The following is a 16,297-nucleotide window of genomic DNA, read 5'->3' as shown; positions in this document are numbered from 1 at the left end:
CCGGCCTTACAAGGTCCGTTTGCGGTACGGCCTCAGCGCCCCAGCGAATCCACCACGAACTCGCCCACGTGGCCCAGCACTTGCCCGCGATCCGCCCCCGGCAGTCCCACCACCAGATGCGTGCCGAAGCCGTCCAGCAGCGCCCGCATCCGTACCGCGAAGCGTTCGGGGTCCACGGAGCGGAACTCGCCGTGTGAGATGCCCTCGGCGACCAGGGCCACCAGGTCGCGGTGCCAGACCAGTTCGAGGTCGAGTTGGCGGCGCAGCGCCTCCTCGGTCGGGTGGGAGCGGTTCCACACCTCGGACCACAGCACCCAGCGCGGGTCGCGCGGGCCGTCGGGCAGGTAGAGGTCCACGAACGCGTCCAGCCGCTCCCGCGCCGGGACCGGCCGGGACAGCACCGCCCGGCGCTCCACGCCGAGCTGCTCCTCGCTCCACTCCAGGGTCTGCAGCAGCAGCTCGTCCTTGCTGCCGAAGTAGTACATGACGTGTCCGCTGCTCATGCCGACCTCGCGGCCGAGCCCGGCGATGGTCAGCTCGGCGAGGCCGCGTTCGGCGATGGCCGTCATCGCGGCGGCCATCACCTGCTCCCGGGGCTGCTTCAGCCGTCGCCTGGGGCGGACGGGTCCGGGCACCGCGACCTCCGAGTCCGTACCGGGTGGGTCACACCCGGGGCTGCTGTTGGGTGATGCAGTGGATGCCGCCGCCGTGCGCGAAGATCTCACGGGCGTCGACCAGGACCACCTCGCGCTGGGGGAACAGCCGCGCGAAGATCTCCGCGTTGCGTTCGTCCGCCGGGTCGTCGAAGCCGCACAGCACGACGCCGCCGTTGCACAGGTAGTGGTTGACGTAAGAGTAGTCGACCGGTTCCCCGTCGGCCTCGGTGACCGTGGGGGCGGGCAGCTCGACCACCTCAAGGCTTCGGCCCCGGGCGTCGGTGGCGGCGCTCAGCTCTGCGATGACCTCGCGGGAGACCTCGTGGTCGGGGTGCGCCGGGTCCTGCTGGCTGTGCACCACGACCACCCCGGGCCGGGCGAACGCGGCGACGATGTCGACATGGCCGCGGGTACCGAACCTGCCGTAGTCGGCGGTGAGCCCGCGCGGCAGCCAGATCGCCTTGGACGTGCCCAGGTACCCGTGCAGCTCCTCCTCGACCTCCTCTCGGCTCCAGCCGGGGTTGCGGCCCGGGTCGAGCTGCACGGTCTCGGTGAGCAGCACCGTGCCCTCGCCGTCGACGTGGATGCCGCCGCCCTCGTTGACCAGCTTGGACGGATAGCGGCGGGCCCCGGCCAGCTCGGCCACCCGCGCGCCGATCTCCGCGTCCAGGTCCCAGCGCGCCCACTCCTGCGCGCCCCAGCCGTTGAACGTCCAGTCGGCGGCGGCCAGTTGACCGCCACCCACCAGGAAGGTGGGCCCCATGTCCCGCATCCAGGCGTCGTTGAGCGGCAGTTCGACCACCGCCACGCCGGGACCGAGAGCGGCGCGCGCACCCGCCGCGTCCCCGGGCGCGGCGACCATGGTCACCGGCTCGAAGCGGGCCACCGCCTCGGCCACCGCGCCCCACGCCGCCCTTGAGGCGGCCAGATCCTCGGGACCGTCGAAGGTGATGGACGACGAGGGCCAGGCCATCCAGGTGCGGTCGTGCGGCGCCCACTCGGGGGGCATGCGGAAGCCGTCGGCTGCGGGCAGTGCGGTCATGCGGTCAGGTCCTTAGGGGATCAGAGGAAGTACAGGCGGTTGAGGCAGACCCGCTCGGCCGGATCGGAGCGCACCGGCTCGCCGTCCAGCGTCACCAGGCCGCTGGCGCCGTCCACCTGGACGTGTCCGATGCGGGAGTTGAGCACCAGGTCGGCCGGGCCGATGCCACGGGTGCCGCGCACCGCGACCCGGCGGCGCCGGGTGGGCATCCGGTCGTCCCCGCGGGCGACGGCGGCCCCGGCGACGAACGCCACCGACAGATCAGCGGGTGTCGCCCCGTGCGCGCCGAACTGCGGTCCCAGTACCAGGGGTTCGCAGGTGTCGGTGGCCGCGTTGGGGTCGCCGGTCACCCCGTACGCGGGGAAGCCGGACTTGAGCACGAGTTGCGGCTTGGCCCCGAAGTAGCGCGGCTGCCACAGCACGATGTCGGCGAGCTTGCCGACCTCGAGCGAGCCGACCTCGTGCGCCAGGCCGTGGGCGATCGCCGGATTGACGGTGAGCTTGGCGATGTAGCGCAGCACCCGGGCGTTGTCGTCGTCCGGGCCGTCGCCCGCCAGCGGTCCCAGGTCGGCCTTCATCTTGCCCGCCATGGCGAAGGTGCGGCGCACGGTCTCGCCCGCGCGGCCCATGCCCTGTGCGTCGGAGGAGGTGATGCCGATCGCGCCCAGGTCGTGCAGTACGTCCTCGGCGCCCATGGTTCCGGCGCGTATCCGGTCCCGGGCCATGGCCGCGTCGCCGGGCAGGTCCGGCTTGAGGTCGTGGACGGAGACGATCATGCCGTAGTGCTCGGCCACCGCGTCCCGGCCGAACGGCAGGGTCGGGTTGGTGGACGAGCCGATGACGTTCGGCACGCCCGCCATCTTCAGCACGTTGGGGACGTGGCCGCCGCCGCAGCCCTCGATGTGGAAGGCGTGGATGGTGCGGCCTTCGAGCACCCTGAGGGTGTCCTCGACGGTCAGGCACTCGTTCAACCCGTCGCTGTGCAGGGCGACTTGGACGTCGTGCTCCTCGGCCACCCGTAGCGCGGTGTCCAGGGCGCGGGCGTGTGCGCCCATGTCCTCGTGCACCTTGAACCCGGACGCCCCGCCCTCGGCGAGCGCCTCGACCAGCGGCGCCGGGTCGGAGGACGAACCCCGGGCCAGGAAGCCGATGTTGACCGGCCAGGCGTCGAAGGCGTTGAAGGCATGACGCAGCGCCCACGGCGAGTTGACACCGACGCCCCACACCGGGCCGAACTCCTGGCCGATGATCGTGGTGACGCCGGAGGCCAGGGAGGCCTCCATCACGCGGGGCGAGAGCAGATGGACGTGGGTGTCGACGGCGCCCGCGGTGGCGATCAGGCCCTCCCCGGGCACGATCGTGGTGCCGGTGCCGACCACCACGTCCACCCCGTCGAGCGTGTCGGGGTTGCCCGCCCGGCCGATGGCGTGGATGCGGCCCTCGCGGATGCCGATGGACACCTTGCGGATGCCCAGCGCCGCGTCGATCACCACCACGTTGCTGATCACCACGTCACAGGTCTCGCGCACCGCGGCGGCCTTCAGGTGCAGCCCGTCCCGCGCGGTCTTGCCGAACCCGGCCAGGAACTCCTCGCCGGGGCGCTGGGAGTCCGACTCGACCCGGATCACCAGCCCGGAATCGCCCAGCCGGACCCGGTCACCGGCGCGCGGGCCGTGCACGGCCGCGTACTCACGGGTGTTGATCATGACTCCCCCTCCGCTCCCAGGTAGCCACAGGCCACCGCCCGCCGCAGGGCCTCGCGCTTCGCGCCGGGCGCGTCCAGCGGCCCGTCGACCAGACCGGCGAAGCCGATCGCCACCCGGTCGCCGCCGATCGGCACCAGACCGACCTCGACTTCCGCGCCCGGGTCGAACCGCACCGAGGACCCGGCGGGCACCGCCAGCCGCATCCCGTACGCGGCCGAACGGACGAAGTCCAGCCGGGGGTTGGCCTCGAAGAAGTGGAAGTGCGAGGTGACGGAGATCGGGACGGTCGCGGTGTTGCGCACGGTCAGCCGCACCGCGGGCTCGGTCGGCGGGTCGGCCGGGCCTGGCAGTACGGCGCCGGGCGCGTCGTCGCCGAGCGAGCCGCCGGATATCGGGTCGCTGACCACGGCGAGCCGGGAGCCGTCGTCGAAGACCGCCTCGACCATGACGTCGCCGATCACATCGGCCACTCCGGGCAGCACGTCGTCGGGCCGCAGCACGGTGCGCGCGGCCTCGATCGCCTCGGCGAGCCGCTTGCCGTCCCGGGCCGCCTCGCAGACCGTGTCGGCGATCAGCGCGGTGGCCTCCGGCACGTTGAGCCGCAGCCCGCGGGCCCGGCGCGCCCGCGCCAGCTCGGCGGCGCCGAACAGCAGCAGGCGGTCGCGTTCCGTCGGGGTCAGCCGCATGCCCCGCCTCCTCCCAGCGGAAGATCAAGAATTTGAACGTCACTCTAACAATTAATCCCCTGAAACTGAACCCTTGATTTGCCGTACAGCGTGAGCCACATTGAGCGGCGTTCTAAACCGTCGCTGGTCAAGGAGACCGCGTATGCAGATCGAACAGCGGGGCGTCGACACCGTCCCGGAGGAGGAGCGAACCAGCGGGCCACGGGACGTGATCAGCATTCTGCTGGGCTCGAACCTCGCCCTGGGCGTGATCGTCTTCGGCTGGCTCCCGGTCTCCTTCGGGCTGGGCTGGTGGGGCTCGTTCACCTCACTGGTGGCGGGCACGCTGGTGGGGACGGTGCTGGTGGCGCCGCTCGCGCTGGTGTCCCTGCGCACCGCCACCAACCTGTCGACCAGCAGCGGTGCGCATTTCGGGGTCCGGGGGCGGCTGTTGGGGTCGATGATCGGCCTGCTGCTCTCCCTCGGGTACACCGCGCTCACCCTGTGGGTCGGCGGGGACGCGGTGGTGGGCTGTCTGCACCGGATGCTGGGGCTGCCCACGGGCGCGGCGAGCTATGCGACGGTCTACGCGGTGCTGGCGCTGACCACCGCGTCGTCCGCGGTGTTCGGTTACCGGATGCTGCTGCGGCTGAGCCGACTGCTGACCATCTCGTTGACGGTGCTGCTGTTCATCGGCGTGATCGGTTACTTCGGACTGTTCCACACCGCGCCACCGCACGGCTCGTCGTATCTGCTCGGCGGCTACTGGCCGACGTGGCTGCTGTCCGCCGTCTCGGCCGGGCTGAGCGGGCCGATCGCGTTCATCACGTTGCTCGGCGACTACACGCGCTATGTCTCACCGAACCGGTTCAGCCAGGCCAAGGTGTTCTGGGGCACCTGTTTCGGGCTGGTCGTGGGGCTGTTGGTGCCACAACTCTTCGGCACGTTCACCGCGCTGTGCGTCAGCGCCGGTGGCGACTACGCGACCTCGCTGGTGGCCGCGTCGCCCGCGTGGTACCTGCCGCTGCTGCTGCTCAACGGGTCCGCGGGGTCGGTGGGCAACGCCGGGTTGATGCTCTACAGCATGGGTCTGGACCTGGACGCGATCCTGCCCAAGGCGACCCGTACGCAGGCCACTTACGTGGTGGCGGCGGTCTCCACCGCACTGGTCTACCTCGGCCACTTCGCGTGGGCGGCGCAGGACGCGATGACCTCGTTCGTCCTGGTGCTCACCGCGGTCGGCACGCCGTGGGCGGTGATCACACTGATGGGCTTCCGGCGGGTGCGGGGGGTCTACGACGCGGACGCGCTACAGGTCTACAACCGCCGTACCCGCGGCGGGATCTACTGGTACCGGGCCGGTTGGAACGTGTCGGCTGTGGCCGCCTGGGCCCACGGCTCGGTGGTGGGGCTGCTGGAGGTTGACACACCGCTGTACAGCGGTCCGTTGCTGCGCTTCACCGGTGGCATCGACATCAGTTTCTTGCTGTCCGCTTCGGTGACGGGGGTCACCTACGCGGTCCTGAACGCGGGCCGCCCGCACCCGCTTCCGGCGTCAACTCCGGTGCCGGAGAAGGCGGTTACGGCCACATGAGGTGGGTTCGGCACCGCCGGTCACGTTGAGTGTGGTTGCGCGCCGCTGCGGCGGGAAAAAGATATGCCGTTGCGACGGGAGTGTGCGAGAACGCAGCAAATTCCCTCCCGCCGCACCGGCAGATCTTTTCACCGCCGCGACGGCGAGCAACCACCGCAGTGGAGCCCGGCGGTGCCGAACCAACCGCGACCCGCCAGGCGAACCGTCAGGCCAGCCGGTGCATCCAGCCGTGGGTGTCGGGCGCGAGACCCGTCTGGATGTCAAGAAGCGCCCTGCGCAACCGCATCGTCACCTTGCCCGGCTCACCGTCCGCCACGGTCCAGTTGGCGCGGGTGGACTTCACCGAACCGACCGGCGTGATCACGGCGGCGGTCCCGCAGGCGAAGACCTCGGTGAGCGAGCCGTCCGCGTTGCCGTTCTTCCAGTCGTCCACCGAGATCCGGCCTTCGGCCACCTCGTAGCCGAGGTCCTCGGCGATCTGCAGCAGCGACAGCCGCGTGATACCCGGCAGCAGCGAACCGCTTAGCTCCGGCGTGACGATTTTGTCCCCGTACACGAAGTACAGGTTCATACCGCCCATTTCCTCGATCCACCGGCGCTCGATCGCGTCCAGCCAGACCACCTGGTCGCAGCCGTGCTCGATGGCCTGGGCCTGCGCCACCAGCGAAGCGGCGTAGTTGCCCGCGCACTTGGCCGCACCGGTGCCGCCGGGCGCCGCCCGCACGTACTCCTCGGAGAGCCAGACGGAGACCGGCTTGACGCCACCGGGGAAGTAGGCCCCGGCCGGAGAGGCGATCACGATGAACAGGTACTCGTTGGCGGGCCGCACGCCGAGCCCCACCTCGGCGGCGAACATGAACGGCCGCAGGTAGAGCGACTGCTCACCCTCGCTCGGCACCCACGCCTTGTCCTGGCTGACCAGCGCGTCGCACGCGGCGATGAACGTCTCCACCGGCAGTTCGGGCATGGCCAGTCGGCGTGCCGAGGCCTGGAAGCGCTCGGCGTTGGCCTCCGGGCGGAAGGTGGCCACGCTGCCGTCCGGCTGCCGGTAGGCCTTGAGCCCCTCGAAGATGGACTGCGCGTAGTGCAGCGTCATGTTGGCCGGGTCGATCGACAGCGGCGCGTACGGGACGAGCTGGGCGTCGTGCCAACCGCGGCCTTCGGTCCACCGGATGGTGACCATGTGGTCGGTGAAGTGGCGGCCGAAACCGGGGTTGGCGAGGATCGCCTCCCGCTCAGCGTCGGAGAGCGGGTGCGCGGAGGGCTTGAGCTCGATCGTGGGCGTCGTCATGTCTGCGTGTCCTTCACCGTGAGGTAGTGGCGGACCGCGTACTCCGCCTGCGGGCGTTGCTAGGACGTCCTAGCTTCCACCCTTAGTGCGGCCCTCTGTCCGATTATCGCTGAGAGGGGTGGGGGTGAAAACCACTCGCACATGTGGCGCGGATCGCGGTCCAGGGGTCGATGGTGGCATCCGGGATCGCCGTTGCACAGCAAGAGGGCCTGTCCGACGGAACCGATGTCCGCCGGGCAGGCCCTCTTTGGGGGTCGGGATCCGGCGGTCAGCCGGATACTCGGGCGGCGAGCGCGTCGCCGATCGCGCTGGTGGAGCGCTGGGCGTCGCCCCGCTCCGCGAGGTCGGCGGCGACCGCGGCCTCGATGCGGGCGGCCTGCTCGCCGTAGCCGAGGTGCTGCAGCAGCAGGGCGACCGACAGCACGGTGGCGGTCGGGTCGGCCTTGCCCTGGCCCGCGATGTCCGGCGCGGAGCCGTGGACCGGCTCGAACATCGACGGGAACTCCCCTGAGGGGTTGATGTTTCCGCTGGCGGCCAGACCGATGCCGCCGGTGATCGCGGCGGCGAGGTCGGTGAGGATGTCACCGAAGAGGTTGTCGGTGACGATCACGTCGAACCGCTCGGGCTGGGTGACGAAGAAGATCGTCGCCGCGTCCACATGCAGGTAGTCCGTGGTGACCTCGGGGAACTCCTGGCCGACCCGGTCGAAGATGTTCTTCCACAGGTGGCCGGCGTGCACCAGCACGTTGTTCTTGTGCACCAGGGTGAGCTTCTTGCGCGGCCGGGCCTGGGCGCGGGCGTACGCGTCCCGCACCACCCGCTCGATGCCGAACGCGGTGTTGACGCTGACCTCGGTGGCCACCTCGTGCGGCGTACCGGCGCGCAGCACACCGCCGTTGCCCGCGTACGGGCCCTCGGTGCCCTCGCGGACCACCACGAAGTCGATCTCCCGGTCACCCGCGAGCGGCGACTTCACTCCGGGGAGCAGCTTGCCGGGGCGCAGGTTGACGTGGTGGTCGAAGGCGAACCGCAGCTTGAGCAGGAACCCGCGCTCCAGCACCCCGGAGGGCACCGACGGGTCACCGATCGCACCGAGCAGGATGGCGTCGTGCTCCCTGAGCCGGGCCAGGTCGCTGTCGGTGAGCGTCTCCCCGGTCTCGTGCCAGCGCTTGGCGCCGAAGTCGTAGGTCTTCGTCTCCAGCTTCACGTCCTGCGGAAGGACGGCGCTGAGCACCTTGAGGCCTTCGGACACGACTTCCTGGCCGATGCCGTCACCGGGGATCACTGCGAGGCTGATGCTGCGGGACATGCTGGGCACTGTACGCCTCGTCCCAGTCAATGACATGGAGTATCCACATTCTGGACGCCCGGTTGGCCGAGCGGCCAAGTCGCCTGGCCTACGGGAGAGTTACGGGTCGTCAGCGGCGCTCGTGTCCGGTGGCACCGCCGTTGTCGCGGCGGTCCAGGGCGCGCTGCAGGGCTTCGGCGGCGTTCTTGCGGGCGGTCTCATCCATGGGAGCACAACTCCAACCATGACGCTGGGGTCCCCCGTACCGGGGGCGACGGGTGCGCCGGATGGGGCGGGGAGCGGGGGCCGCAGGGGTGGCCTGCGCGAAGGCACCGGCTCTCGTCCGCCGTTCGCTGGATCAAGCGAGACGTTCGGCTCTTACAACGCTAGGACGACTTCGCCGTTCTGTCGCCACGAATACTCGGACTTCCTACTATCTGAGACGGCAACCACGCCAACGGCCCCCTGGCGGTTGCCAGGGGGCCGTCGATCGGCTGGGGCTCAGCCCATGTGCGGGTAGCGGTAGTCGGTCGGCGGGACCAGCGTCTCCTTGATCGCACGGGTGGACGTCCAGCGCATCAGGTTCTGCGCGGCGCCCGCCTTGTCGTTGGTGCCCGAGGCCCGGCCGCCGCCGAACGGCTGCTGGCCGACCACGGCGCCGGTGGACTTGTCGTTGATGTAGAAGTTGCCCGCCGCGTACCGCAGCTTGTCCATGGCGTCCCGGGCGGCGGCCCGGTCACCGGCGATGATCGAGCCGGTGAGCGCGTACTTGGAGACGGACTCCATCTGCGCCAGCATCTGCTCGTAGTTGTCGTCCTCGTAGACGTGCACGGCGAGGAACGGGCCGAAGTACTCGTCCTTGAAGACCTCGTTGTCCGGGTCGGTGCACACCACCACGGTCGGGCGGACGAAGTAGCCGACCGTGTCGTCGTAGGTGCCACCGGCGACGATCTCACAGGTCGGGTCGGCCTTGGCGCGGTCGATGGCGGCCTTGTTCTTGGCGAAGGCACGGTCGTCGATCACGGCGCCGATGAAGTTGTCCAGGTCGGTGACGTCACCCATGGTGATGCCCTCGACCTCGGCGACGAAGGCCTCCTTGAAGCCGCCGTCCCAGATGGAGCGCGGGATGTAGGCGCGGGAGGTCGCCGAGCACTTCTGGCCCTGGTACTCGAAGGCGCCACGGGTCAGCGCGGTCTTGAGCACCGCGGGGTCGGCCGACGGGTGGGCCACCACGAAGTCCTTGCCGCCGGTCTCGCCGACGATCCGCGGGTAGTTCTTGTAGTTCTCGATGTTGGCGCCCACCGTCTTCCACAGGTACTGGAAGGTCTTGGTGGAACCGGTGAAGTGGATACCGGCCAGGTCCGGGTGGTTCAGCGCCACCTCGGAGACCGCGATGCCGTCACCGGTCAGCAGGTTGATGACGCCCTTGGGCAGGCCCGCCTCCTCCAGCAGCTCCATCAGCAGCACGGCGGCCCGGGTCTGCGTCGGGGACGGCTTCCAGATCACCACGTTGCCCATCAGCGCGGGCGCGGTCGGCAGGTTGCCCGCGATCGCCGAGAAGTTGAACGGCGTGATCGCATAGACGAAACCTTCCAGCGGGCGGTGGTCGAGGCGGTTCCACACACCCGGCGAGTTGGCCGGGGGCTGCTCGGCCAGGATCTGCCGGGCGTAGGCGACGTTGAACCGCCAGAAGTCCACCAGCTCACAGGGGGTGTCGATCTCGGCCTGCTGCGCGGTCTTGGACTGGCCCAGCATGGTCGCGGCGGCGATGGTCTCCCGCCACGGCCCGGCCAGCAGTTCGGCGGCGCGCAGGATGATCGCGGCGCGGTCGTCGAAGGACATCTCGCGCCAGGCGGGCGCCGCGGCCAGCGCGGCGTCGATGGCGTCCCGCGCGTCCTGGGCGGTGGCGCCGCGCAGCGTGCCGAGCCGGGCCGCGTGGTTGTGCGGCTGTACCACGTCGAAGGGCTCCCCGCCGCCCATCCGCTTGACGCCGCCGATGGTCATCGGCAGGTCGACCGGGTTCTCGCTCAGCTCCTTGAGCTTCACTTCGAGGCGGGACCGCTCCGGGCTGCCCGGCGCGTAGGAGTGCACCGGCTCGTTGACCGGCGTCGGGACCTGGGTCACGGCGTCCATGAGAGGGGGTCTCCTTCTACGTTGGGTGGTGCGGTGGCGCCCGGTCAGGCGCCGGGGACGAACGAGCGGAGGAAGAACGCGAGGTTCGCGGGGCGCTCGGCGAGACGGCGCATGAAGTACCCGTACCAGTCTGCGCCGTACGGCACGTAAACGCGCATGCGCTCGCCCTCCCCCGCCAGGCGGCGCTGTTCGGCGGTACGGATGCCGAAGAGCATCTGGAACTCGTAGTCACCGGGCTGCCGCCCGTTGCGCCGCGCCAGGTCCTCGCCGATGGCGATCATGCGCGGGTCGTGCGAGCCGATCATGGGGTATCCGCCGCCCGCCATCAGGATCTTCAGGCAGCGCACATACGCCCGGTCCACCTCGCGCTTGTCCTGGTAGGCGACCGAGGCGGGCTCCTTGTAGGCGCCCTTGACCAGGCGGACCCGGGAGCCGGGGGTGGCCAGGCGGCGGCAGTCGTCCTCGGTGCGGAACAGGTAGGACTGCACCACGGCGCCGGTGCCGGGGTGCTCCTTGCGCAGCTCGTCGAGGATGGCCAGGGTCGAGTCGACCGTGGTGTGGTCCTCCATGTCGAGGGTGACCGTGGTGCCCGCGGCGGTGGCCGCCTCGGCGACCTGGCGGACGTTCTCCAGCGCGATGTCGTGCCCGTCGACCGGAAGCGCCTGACCGAAGGCGGACAGCTTCACCGACACCTCGGCGCGCTTGCCGAGCCCCTCGGCGGCGATGGCGTCCAGCAGCCGCAGATAGGCGTCGCGGGTGGCGTTGGCGGTGGCCCGGTCGGTGACGTCCTCGCCCAGGTGGTCAAGGGTGACCTCAAGCCCGGCGGCGGTCAGCGCCCGGACGTTGTCCATGGCGGGCCGCAGCTCGTCACCGGCGACGAAACGGTCGACGACCGGCCGGGTGACGGGGGCGGCCGCGACGATGCGGCGCATGCGGTCGCTGCGCGAGGCGGCGAGCAACACGGGACCCAGCACGGGCTCCTCCAATGTGCGCTTAGAGCAAGGGAAGTGCGTGGAGCGGGCGTACGTGCGGCGGGGCAGGCGAAGCGGCCACATCGTGCGGGTGGCTCCGCCATGAAATCTAGGTTTCTCCCTCACCGTGAGCTATCGACAGTTGTCACGCATCCGTGACCGGCCCCTCATACATGTGTATGAGCGACAATGGCCCGGTGCGCGGGGACTACAGCGAATACCAGGAACTCGTCGACGAGGTGTCGGCGCTGCTCGGCGCGCCCGCGACCCTGGAGGACCGGGACTTCCGGCTGATCGCCTTCTGCGCGCACGACAGCGACGCGGGCGCGATGGACCCGATCCGTACCCGTTCGATCCTCACCCGAGGCTCCACCGCCGAGGTCCGCGCCTGGTTCGAGGGCTTCGGCATCGCGCGGGCGCAGGCCCCGGTACGGATCCCGGCCGACCCCCAGGCGGGGATACGGGCGCGGATCTGCCTGCCGGTGCGGCACCGCGGCGTGGTCTACGGCTATGTGTGGCTGCTGGACGACGGGCAGGCCCGGCCGCTCGGGGCGGCGATGGCGGTCGCCGCGCGCATCGGCACCCTGCTGGCCGCGGAGGCGCGGGCCGGAGCCGACCTGGGCCGGGAGCTGCTGGCGCTGATCACCGGGCCACGCGAGCGCCGGGAGACCGCGGAGTACGTGCTGCGCGCCACCCTGGGCCGGGCCGCGGACGGGCCGTTCGCCCTGGTCTGCGTGAGCCCGTGGGACACCGCGGACACCGGCGAGGACGCCGACGCGCTGCCGGACGTACGCGGGGTACCGGGCACCGCGGCGCTGTGCACAGTGCGCGACGAGGGACTGGCGGCACTGGTGCGGCTGCGCGCCCAGGACGTGGTGACCCCCGCCCGGACCGCCGCCGCACGGCTGCTGGAGTCCTCCCGCGCGGCCCGGGGCGCCGCCGGGATCAGTGAACCGCGTTCGGGTCTGGGTGAGTTGGCGGACGCCTGGCGCGAGGCGTCCGGCGCGGCGCGGGCGGCGCGGGCGCAGCCGAAGCTGGGGCCGGTGGCCCAGTGGTCGCAGATCGGGCCGTACCGGCTGCTCACCGGTCTGCCGACCGGTGGCGACCGCAGCGTGGCCGAACTGCTGCGGCCCGCGCACGCCGAACTCGCCCACACCGCCGAGGTGTTCCTGGACTGCGCGGGCCAGGCGAGCCGGGCCGCGGCGGCGCTGGCGATCCACCGCCAGACGCTCTACTACCGGCTGTCGCGGGTCGAGCGGCTCACCGGACTCGACCTGGACGAGGGCGAGGACCGGTTGCTGCTGCACATGGCCCTCAAGTCGGCCAGGCTGTGAGCCCGTTCAGGACTTCACGCACACCTTGGACAGCTCGGCCGCCGCGTCACCCAGCGGCTTGACATCCGGCGAACCGCCGTTGTCCGCCGCGGTCTTGACCCCCCGCGCGGCCCTGGCCACATCGTCGGCCGCCTTGCGCTGGTCGACGTCGTGGCTGTTGCTGGCCACGTCCTTGACGTCCCGCTGGAGCCTGTCGAGCGACTCGGAGGTCTGCTTGCGCCGCTCGGAGTCCACCAGGTTCCCGACGTTGGTGACGGCGGCCACCACATCCTGCACGTCACCGGCGATCTTCAGCGCGGACTTGCCGCAGTCCACCGACCGGTTCACGTCGTTGCACGCCACCAGGCCGCTGGCCGCTAAGGCGACCCCGACCACCGCGCCCACCACCCGTGCGTATAACGCCATTTGGCCCCTCCCCTTTCCATGCTAGGCGCTCCGCTGGGGGGCGGCGATGTGTTCGCCGATCGTCTGCGGCGCCGTTGTGGCTGGTCGCGCCCATGCGGCGGAGCCGCACATGAACACAGCCCCGCGCCCCTTCGGGGCACCACTCCTGCGGCGAGTTGGGCCGCTACGCCGTGGTGTGGCGGCGCCTGCGGATGACGTACACGCCGATGGCGGTGACGACCAGCAGGCCGCCGGACGCGCCGAGCCAGCCGGTGCCGGGGCCCGCGGTGACGCTGCGCCTGGGGGCCGGACCGGCCGTGATGGTCAGGGAGTTGGTCCTCTTGACCCGGCCGTGGTGCGCGACGACGGTGACGGGGTACGTGCCGGGCCTAAGACCGGTGCGGACGGTGGCCAGGGCGTAGTAGCGCGGGTCGTCGCCGTCCGCGGCCTTGCTGTCATCCCGCCTGAGGTTGACCGGCTGGGTGAACGCCGGGGAGGAGGCGTACAGCCGGTTCTCCTCGCCTGGGTCCGGGTCCGCGTCCTTCCACAGCACGTAGACCCTTCCTCCGGCGCGAACCCGGTAGCCGTGCTCGCGGGCCTTATCGATGTCGAACGGCGGGAAGAAGGCCGGGCCGCGGGCCTTGCCCAGGTAGTCGCTGTCACCCGGCCGTGCCGCCCGCACCGTGATGGACTTCTCGGCGATCCGGCGGCCATCCGGGCCGTACAGGTCGAAGGCGTACGTACCGTCCGCCAAGTCCGCGCGCAGCCGCGGCACGGCGGTGAACAGGCGGGGGGTGAAGTGGTCCAACTGGTTGTTGTGGACGAGCCGGACCGGCCCGGCCAGCGCGGTGGAACGCACGGTGAAGTCGGTACCGGTCTCTCCCGGGTACAGGTCGTCGAACTCCGCGTCGACCGACTCCCCCGGCCGCGCGACTGGCGCGTAAAGCGTCTGCACCTTGAACGACGGCCGCTCGGACGGCAGGACCCGGATCCTGTCGCGGGCCACGACCCGGTCACCGATCGTCACGGCGAGCGGATACACACCCGGCTTGTCGGAGATGCCCAGCGTGGCCACCGCTTCGTAACCGCCGCGGTACTCGGACCACTTGAAGGTGACCGGGCGGGAGAACGCCGAGGAGGTCGCGGTCACGGCCTTCAGCCCACGCGGCTCCCCGTCCAGGGACAGGTCCGCGAGTTCCCCGGGGCGGGCGCCGTCGCTGCCGTACGTCTCCACGTCGAGCTTCGGCCCGGGCGCGGCGAACGCGGTCCCCGTCGCGACGCAGCCGCTCAGCAGGATCCCCGACACCAGCGCGGCCACCCGCCTGGACCATCCCATCGCGCTCCCCCACTCGTCGTGACGGCTCCGGCTCGTTGCCGGGGCCCGTCGCACACATAGACGGCGAAAGAGGGCGGTTGGTTGTCCGCCGTACACAGCGGACACACAGTCCGCGGCCCGCCGCCTCGGTGAGGCGGCGGGCCGCGACGGGTGACACGAACTGGGCGGTCAGTCCACCAGGTTGACGGCGCGGGCGGAGGTGGCGCCGATCTCCTGGGCGATCTCGGCGAGCACCGGCTGCGGGATGGAGTCGTCCACGGTCAGCGCGACCAGGGCCTCGCCGCCCTCGGTGGTACGGGCGACCTGCATACCGGCGATGTTGATCCCGGCGTCACCGAGGATGCGGCCGATGATGCCGACGATGCCGGGGCGGTCGCCGTAGCGCAGGAAGGCCATGTGCTCGGTGAGCACCAGGTCCACGTCGAAGTCGCCGACGCCGACGATCTTCTGGATGTGCTTGGGGCCCGCGAGCGTGCCGGAGACCGAGACCTCGTCGCCGCCCGCCAGCGTGCCGCGCACGGTGACCAGGTTGCGGTGCTCGGGCGACTCCGAGCTGGTGGTCAACCGGACCTCGATTCCGCGCTCCTGGGCGAACAGCGGGGCGTTGACGTAGGAGACCGTCTCCGCCACGACGTCCTCGAACACACCCTTGAGCGTGGAGAGTTCGAGCACCTTCACGTCGTGCTGGGTGATCTCGCCGCGCACCTCGACGTCCAGTCGCACCGCGACCTCGCCCGCGAGGGCGGTGAAGATCCGGCCGAGCTTCTCGGCGAGCGGCAGCCCGGGGCGTACGTCCTCGGCGATCACGCCGCCCTGGACGTTGACCGCGTCCGGCACCAACTCGCCGGCCAGCGCGAGCCGTACGGACTTCGCCACCGCGATGCCCGCCTTCTCCTGGGCCTCACCGGTGGACGCGCCCAGGTGCGGGGTGGCCACCACGGAGTCGAACTGGAACAGCGGGGAGTCGGTGCACGGCTCGGTGGCGAACACGTCCAGGCCCGCGCCCGCGACCCGGCCCTCCTTCAACGCCGAGGCCAGCGCCTCCTCGTCGACGATGCCGCCGCGCGCGGCGTTGACGATCCGGACGCTCGGCTTCACCCGGTGCAGCGCCTCGTCGCCGATCAGGCCGAGGGTCTCCGGGGTCTTGGGCAGGTGCACGGTGATGAAGTCGGAGACCTCGAGCAGCTCGTCGAGCGAGAGCAGCTTGACGCCCATCTGCGCGGCGCGCGCGGGCTGTACGTAGGGGTCGTAGGCGACGATCTTCATCCCGAAGGCGGACATCCGCTGGGCGACCAGTACGCCGATGCGGCCGAGGCCCACCACGCCGAGGGTCTTCTCGGACAGCTCCACGCCGGTGTACTTGCTGCGCTTCCACTCGCCGTTCTTCAGCGCGGAGTTGGCCTGCGGGATGTTGCGGGCGGTGGCGATGATCAGGCCGCAGGCCAGCTCGGCCGCGGTGACGATGTTGGAGGTCGGCGCGTTGACGACCATCACGCCCGCCTTGGTGGCGGCGGAGACGTCCACGTTGTCCAGGCCGACTCCGGCGCGGGCGACAACCTTCAGTTTGCGGGCGGCGGCGATCGCCTCGGCGTCGACCTTGGTGGCGCTGCGGACGAGGATCGCGTCGACGTCGGTGATGGAGCTCAACAGGTCGGAACGGTCGGCGCCGTTGCAGTGCCGGATCTCGAAGTCCGGCCCGAGCGCGTCAACGGTGGCGGGAGACAGTTCCTCGGCGATGAGTACGACGGGCTTGGTGGATGAAGCAGTGCTCACGGAGTCCTCACTTGTCCTTCGGGCTGGCCGGTCCCGTACGGCCGCTCCAGAGAGGGAGGGATGGCATGCCGCGTGGAAGACGCACGACGCTGTGAGCCTGACGCGCTTGTTAACGAATTGTATC

General features: G+C 70.9%; 13 protein-coding genes. 2 read left to right on the top strand and 11 right to left on the bottom strand.

Annotated features, from left to right (window positions below; genetic code table 11):
* Positions 1–32: 32 nt before the first annotated feature.
* The 4 genes from NON19_RS21045 to ureA are packed head-to-tail and all read right to left on the bottom strand — an operon-like array spanning position 33 to position 4,090.
* Positions 33–635: a TetR/AcrR family transcriptional regulator gene (locus NON19_RS21045; RefSeq protein ID WP_255930275.1), complete on the bottom strand. Its 603-nt coding sequence runs from the start codon at positions 633–635 to the stop codon at positions 33–35.
* Between the two features lie 28 nt (positions 636–663).
* Entirely contained in the window at positions 664–1,698 is a 1,035-nt protein-coding gene (locus tag NON19_RS21040) for an agmatine deiminase family protein (protein WP_255930273.1), read from the bottom strand.
* 20 nt (positions 1,699–1,718) lie between these two features.
* The gene (locus tag NON19_RS21035; protein WP_255930271.1) at positions 1,719–3,404 is read right to left on the bottom strand and encodes an urease subunit alpha; all 1,686 of its coding nucleotides are present in this window, start codon (positions 3,402–3,404) and stop codon (positions 1,719–1,721) included.
* Positions 3,401–4,090, bottom strand: a complete 690-nt coding sequence (gene ureA, locus NON19_RS21030; protein WP_255930270.1) for an urease subunit gamma — start codon at positions 4,088–4,090, stop codon at positions 3,401–3,403. The genes NON19_RS21035 and ureA overlap by 4 nt, the downstream gene beginning before the upstream one ends.
* Before the next feature lie 142 nt (positions 4,091–4,232).
* Here ureA and NON19_RS21025 point away from each other — a divergent pair, with 142 nt between their 5' ends.
* Positions 4,233–5,663, top strand: a complete 1,431-nt coding sequence (locus NON19_RS21025) for a cytosine permease (RefSeq protein ID WP_255930269.1) — start codon at positions 4,233–4,235, stop codon at positions 5,661–5,663.
* Between the two features lie 205 nt (positions 5,664–5,868).
* Here NON19_RS21025 and NON19_RS21020 read toward each other — a convergent pair whose 3' ends face one another.
* The 4 genes from NON19_RS21020 to NON19_RS21005 form a co-directional block, all read right to left on the bottom strand.
* Positions 5,869–6,954, bottom strand: a complete 1,086-nt coding sequence (locus tag NON19_RS21020) for a branched-chain amino acid aminotransferase (RefSeq protein WP_255930268.1) — start codon at positions 6,952–6,954, stop codon at positions 5,869–5,871.
* A 268-nt stretch (positions 6,955–7,222) separates the two neighbouring features.
* A complete protein-coding gene (locus NON19_RS21015; RefSeq protein ID WP_255930267.1) occupies positions 7,223–8,263 on the bottom strand; it encodes a 3-isopropylmalate dehydrogenase in 1,041 nt (346 codons plus the stop codon).
* A 480-nt stretch (positions 8,264–8,743) separates the two neighbouring features.
* Positions 8,744–10,375, bottom strand: coding sequence for an L-glutamate gamma-semialdehyde dehydrogenase (gene pruA, locus NON19_RS21010; protein WP_255930266.1), 1,632 nt, complete (start codon positions 10,373–10,375; stop codon positions 8,744–8,746).
* Between the two features lie 44 nt (positions 10,376–10,419).
* Positions 10,420–11,349, bottom strand: a complete 930-nt coding sequence (locus NON19_RS21005) for a proline dehydrogenase family protein (protein ID WP_255930265.1) — start codon at positions 11,347–11,349, stop codon at positions 10,420–10,422.
* 176 nt (positions 11,350–11,525) lie between these two features.
* On the opposite strand from NON19_RS21005, the gene NON19_RS21000 reads away from it, so the two are divergent.
* On the top strand, positions 11,526–12,680 hold the full coding sequence (locus NON19_RS21000; RefSeq protein WP_255930264.1) for a PucR family transcriptional regulator: 1,155 nt from the start codon (positions 11,526–11,528) through the stop codon (positions 12,678–12,680).
* 6 nt (positions 12,681–12,686) lie between these two features.
* Here the strand turns inward: NON19_RS21000 and NON19_RS20995 are convergent, their stop codons facing one another.
* The 3 genes from NON19_RS20995 to serA all read right to left on the bottom strand — a co-directional run bounded on the left by NON19_RS20995 (position 12,687) and on the right by serA (position 16,173).
* Positions 12,687–13,085 (bottom strand): hypothetical protein, encoded by a 399-nt coding sequence (locus tag NON19_RS20995; protein WP_255930263.1) that lies wholly within the window; start codon positions 13,083–13,085, stop codon positions 12,687–12,689.
* Between the two features lie 163 nt (positions 13,086–13,248).
* Positions 13,249–14,400 (bottom strand): hypothetical protein, encoded by a 1,152-nt coding sequence (locus NON19_RS20990; RefSeq protein WP_255930261.1) that lies wholly within the window; start codon positions 14,398–14,400, stop codon positions 13,249–13,251.
* Positions 14,401–14,568: 168 nt separating this feature from the next.
* On the bottom strand, positions 14,569–16,173 hold the full coding sequence (gene serA / locus NON19_RS20985) for a phosphoglycerate dehydrogenase (protein WP_255930259.1): 1,605 nt from the start codon (positions 16,171–16,173) through the stop codon (positions 14,569–14,571).
* Between the last annotated feature and the right edge of the window lie 124 nt (positions 16,174–16,297).

Origin of the sequence: Streptantibioticus rubrisoli, assembly GCF_024436055.1 — a bacterium.
GTDB classification, from domain to species: Bacteria; Actinomycetota; Actinomycetes; order Streptomycetales; family Streptomycetaceae; genus Streptantibioticus_A; species Streptantibioticus_A rubrisoli.
The sequence above is the reverse complement of the archived record's forward strand: the minus strand, read 5'-3'. Positions and strand labels throughout refer to the sequence as shown.

What these genes read in the sequence shown, in the direction of transcription:
- NON19_RS21040 (WP_255930273.1), bottom strand. Translation starts at nt 1,698, where the DNA reads ATGACCGCACTGCCCGCAGCCGACGGCTTCCGCATGCCCCCCGAGTGG.
- NON19_RS21035 (WP_255930271.1), bottom strand. Translation starts at nt 3,404, where the DNA reads ATGATCAACACCCGTGAGTACGCGGCCGTGCACGGCCCGCGCGCCGGT.
- ureA (WP_255930270.1), bottom strand. Translation starts at nt 4,090, where the DNA reads ATGCGGCTGACCCCGACGGAACGCGACCGCCTGCTGCTGTTCGGCGCC.
- NON19_RS21025 (WP_255930269.1), top strand. Translation starts at nt 4,233, where the DNA reads ATGCAGATCGAACAGCGGGGCGTCGACACCGTCCCGGAGGAGGAGCGA.
- NON19_RS21020 (WP_255930268.1), bottom strand. Translation starts at nt 6,954, where the DNA reads ATGACGACGCCCACGATCGAGCTCAAGCCCTCCGCGCACCCGCTCTCC.
- NON19_RS21015 (WP_255930267.1), bottom strand. Translation starts at nt 8,263, where the DNA reads ATGTCCCGCAGCATCAGCCTCGCAGTGATCCCCGGTGACGGCATCGGC.
- pruA (WP_255930266.1), bottom strand. Translation starts at nt 10,375, where the DNA reads ATGGACGCCGTGACCCAGGTCCCGACGCCGGTCAACGAGCCGGTGCAC.
- NON19_RS21000 (WP_255930264.1), top strand. Translation starts at nt 11,526, where the DNA reads ATGAGCGACAATGGCCCGGTGCGCGGGGACTACAGCGAATACCAGGAA.
- NON19_RS20995 (WP_255930263.1), bottom strand. Translation starts at nt 13,085, where the DNA reads ATGGCGTTATACGCACGGGTGGTGGGCGCGGTGGTCGGGGTCGCCTTA.
- NON19_RS20990 (WP_255930261.1), bottom strand. Translation starts at nt 14,400, where the DNA reads ATGGGATGGTCCAGGCGGGTGGCCGCGCTGGTGTCGGGGATCCTGCTG.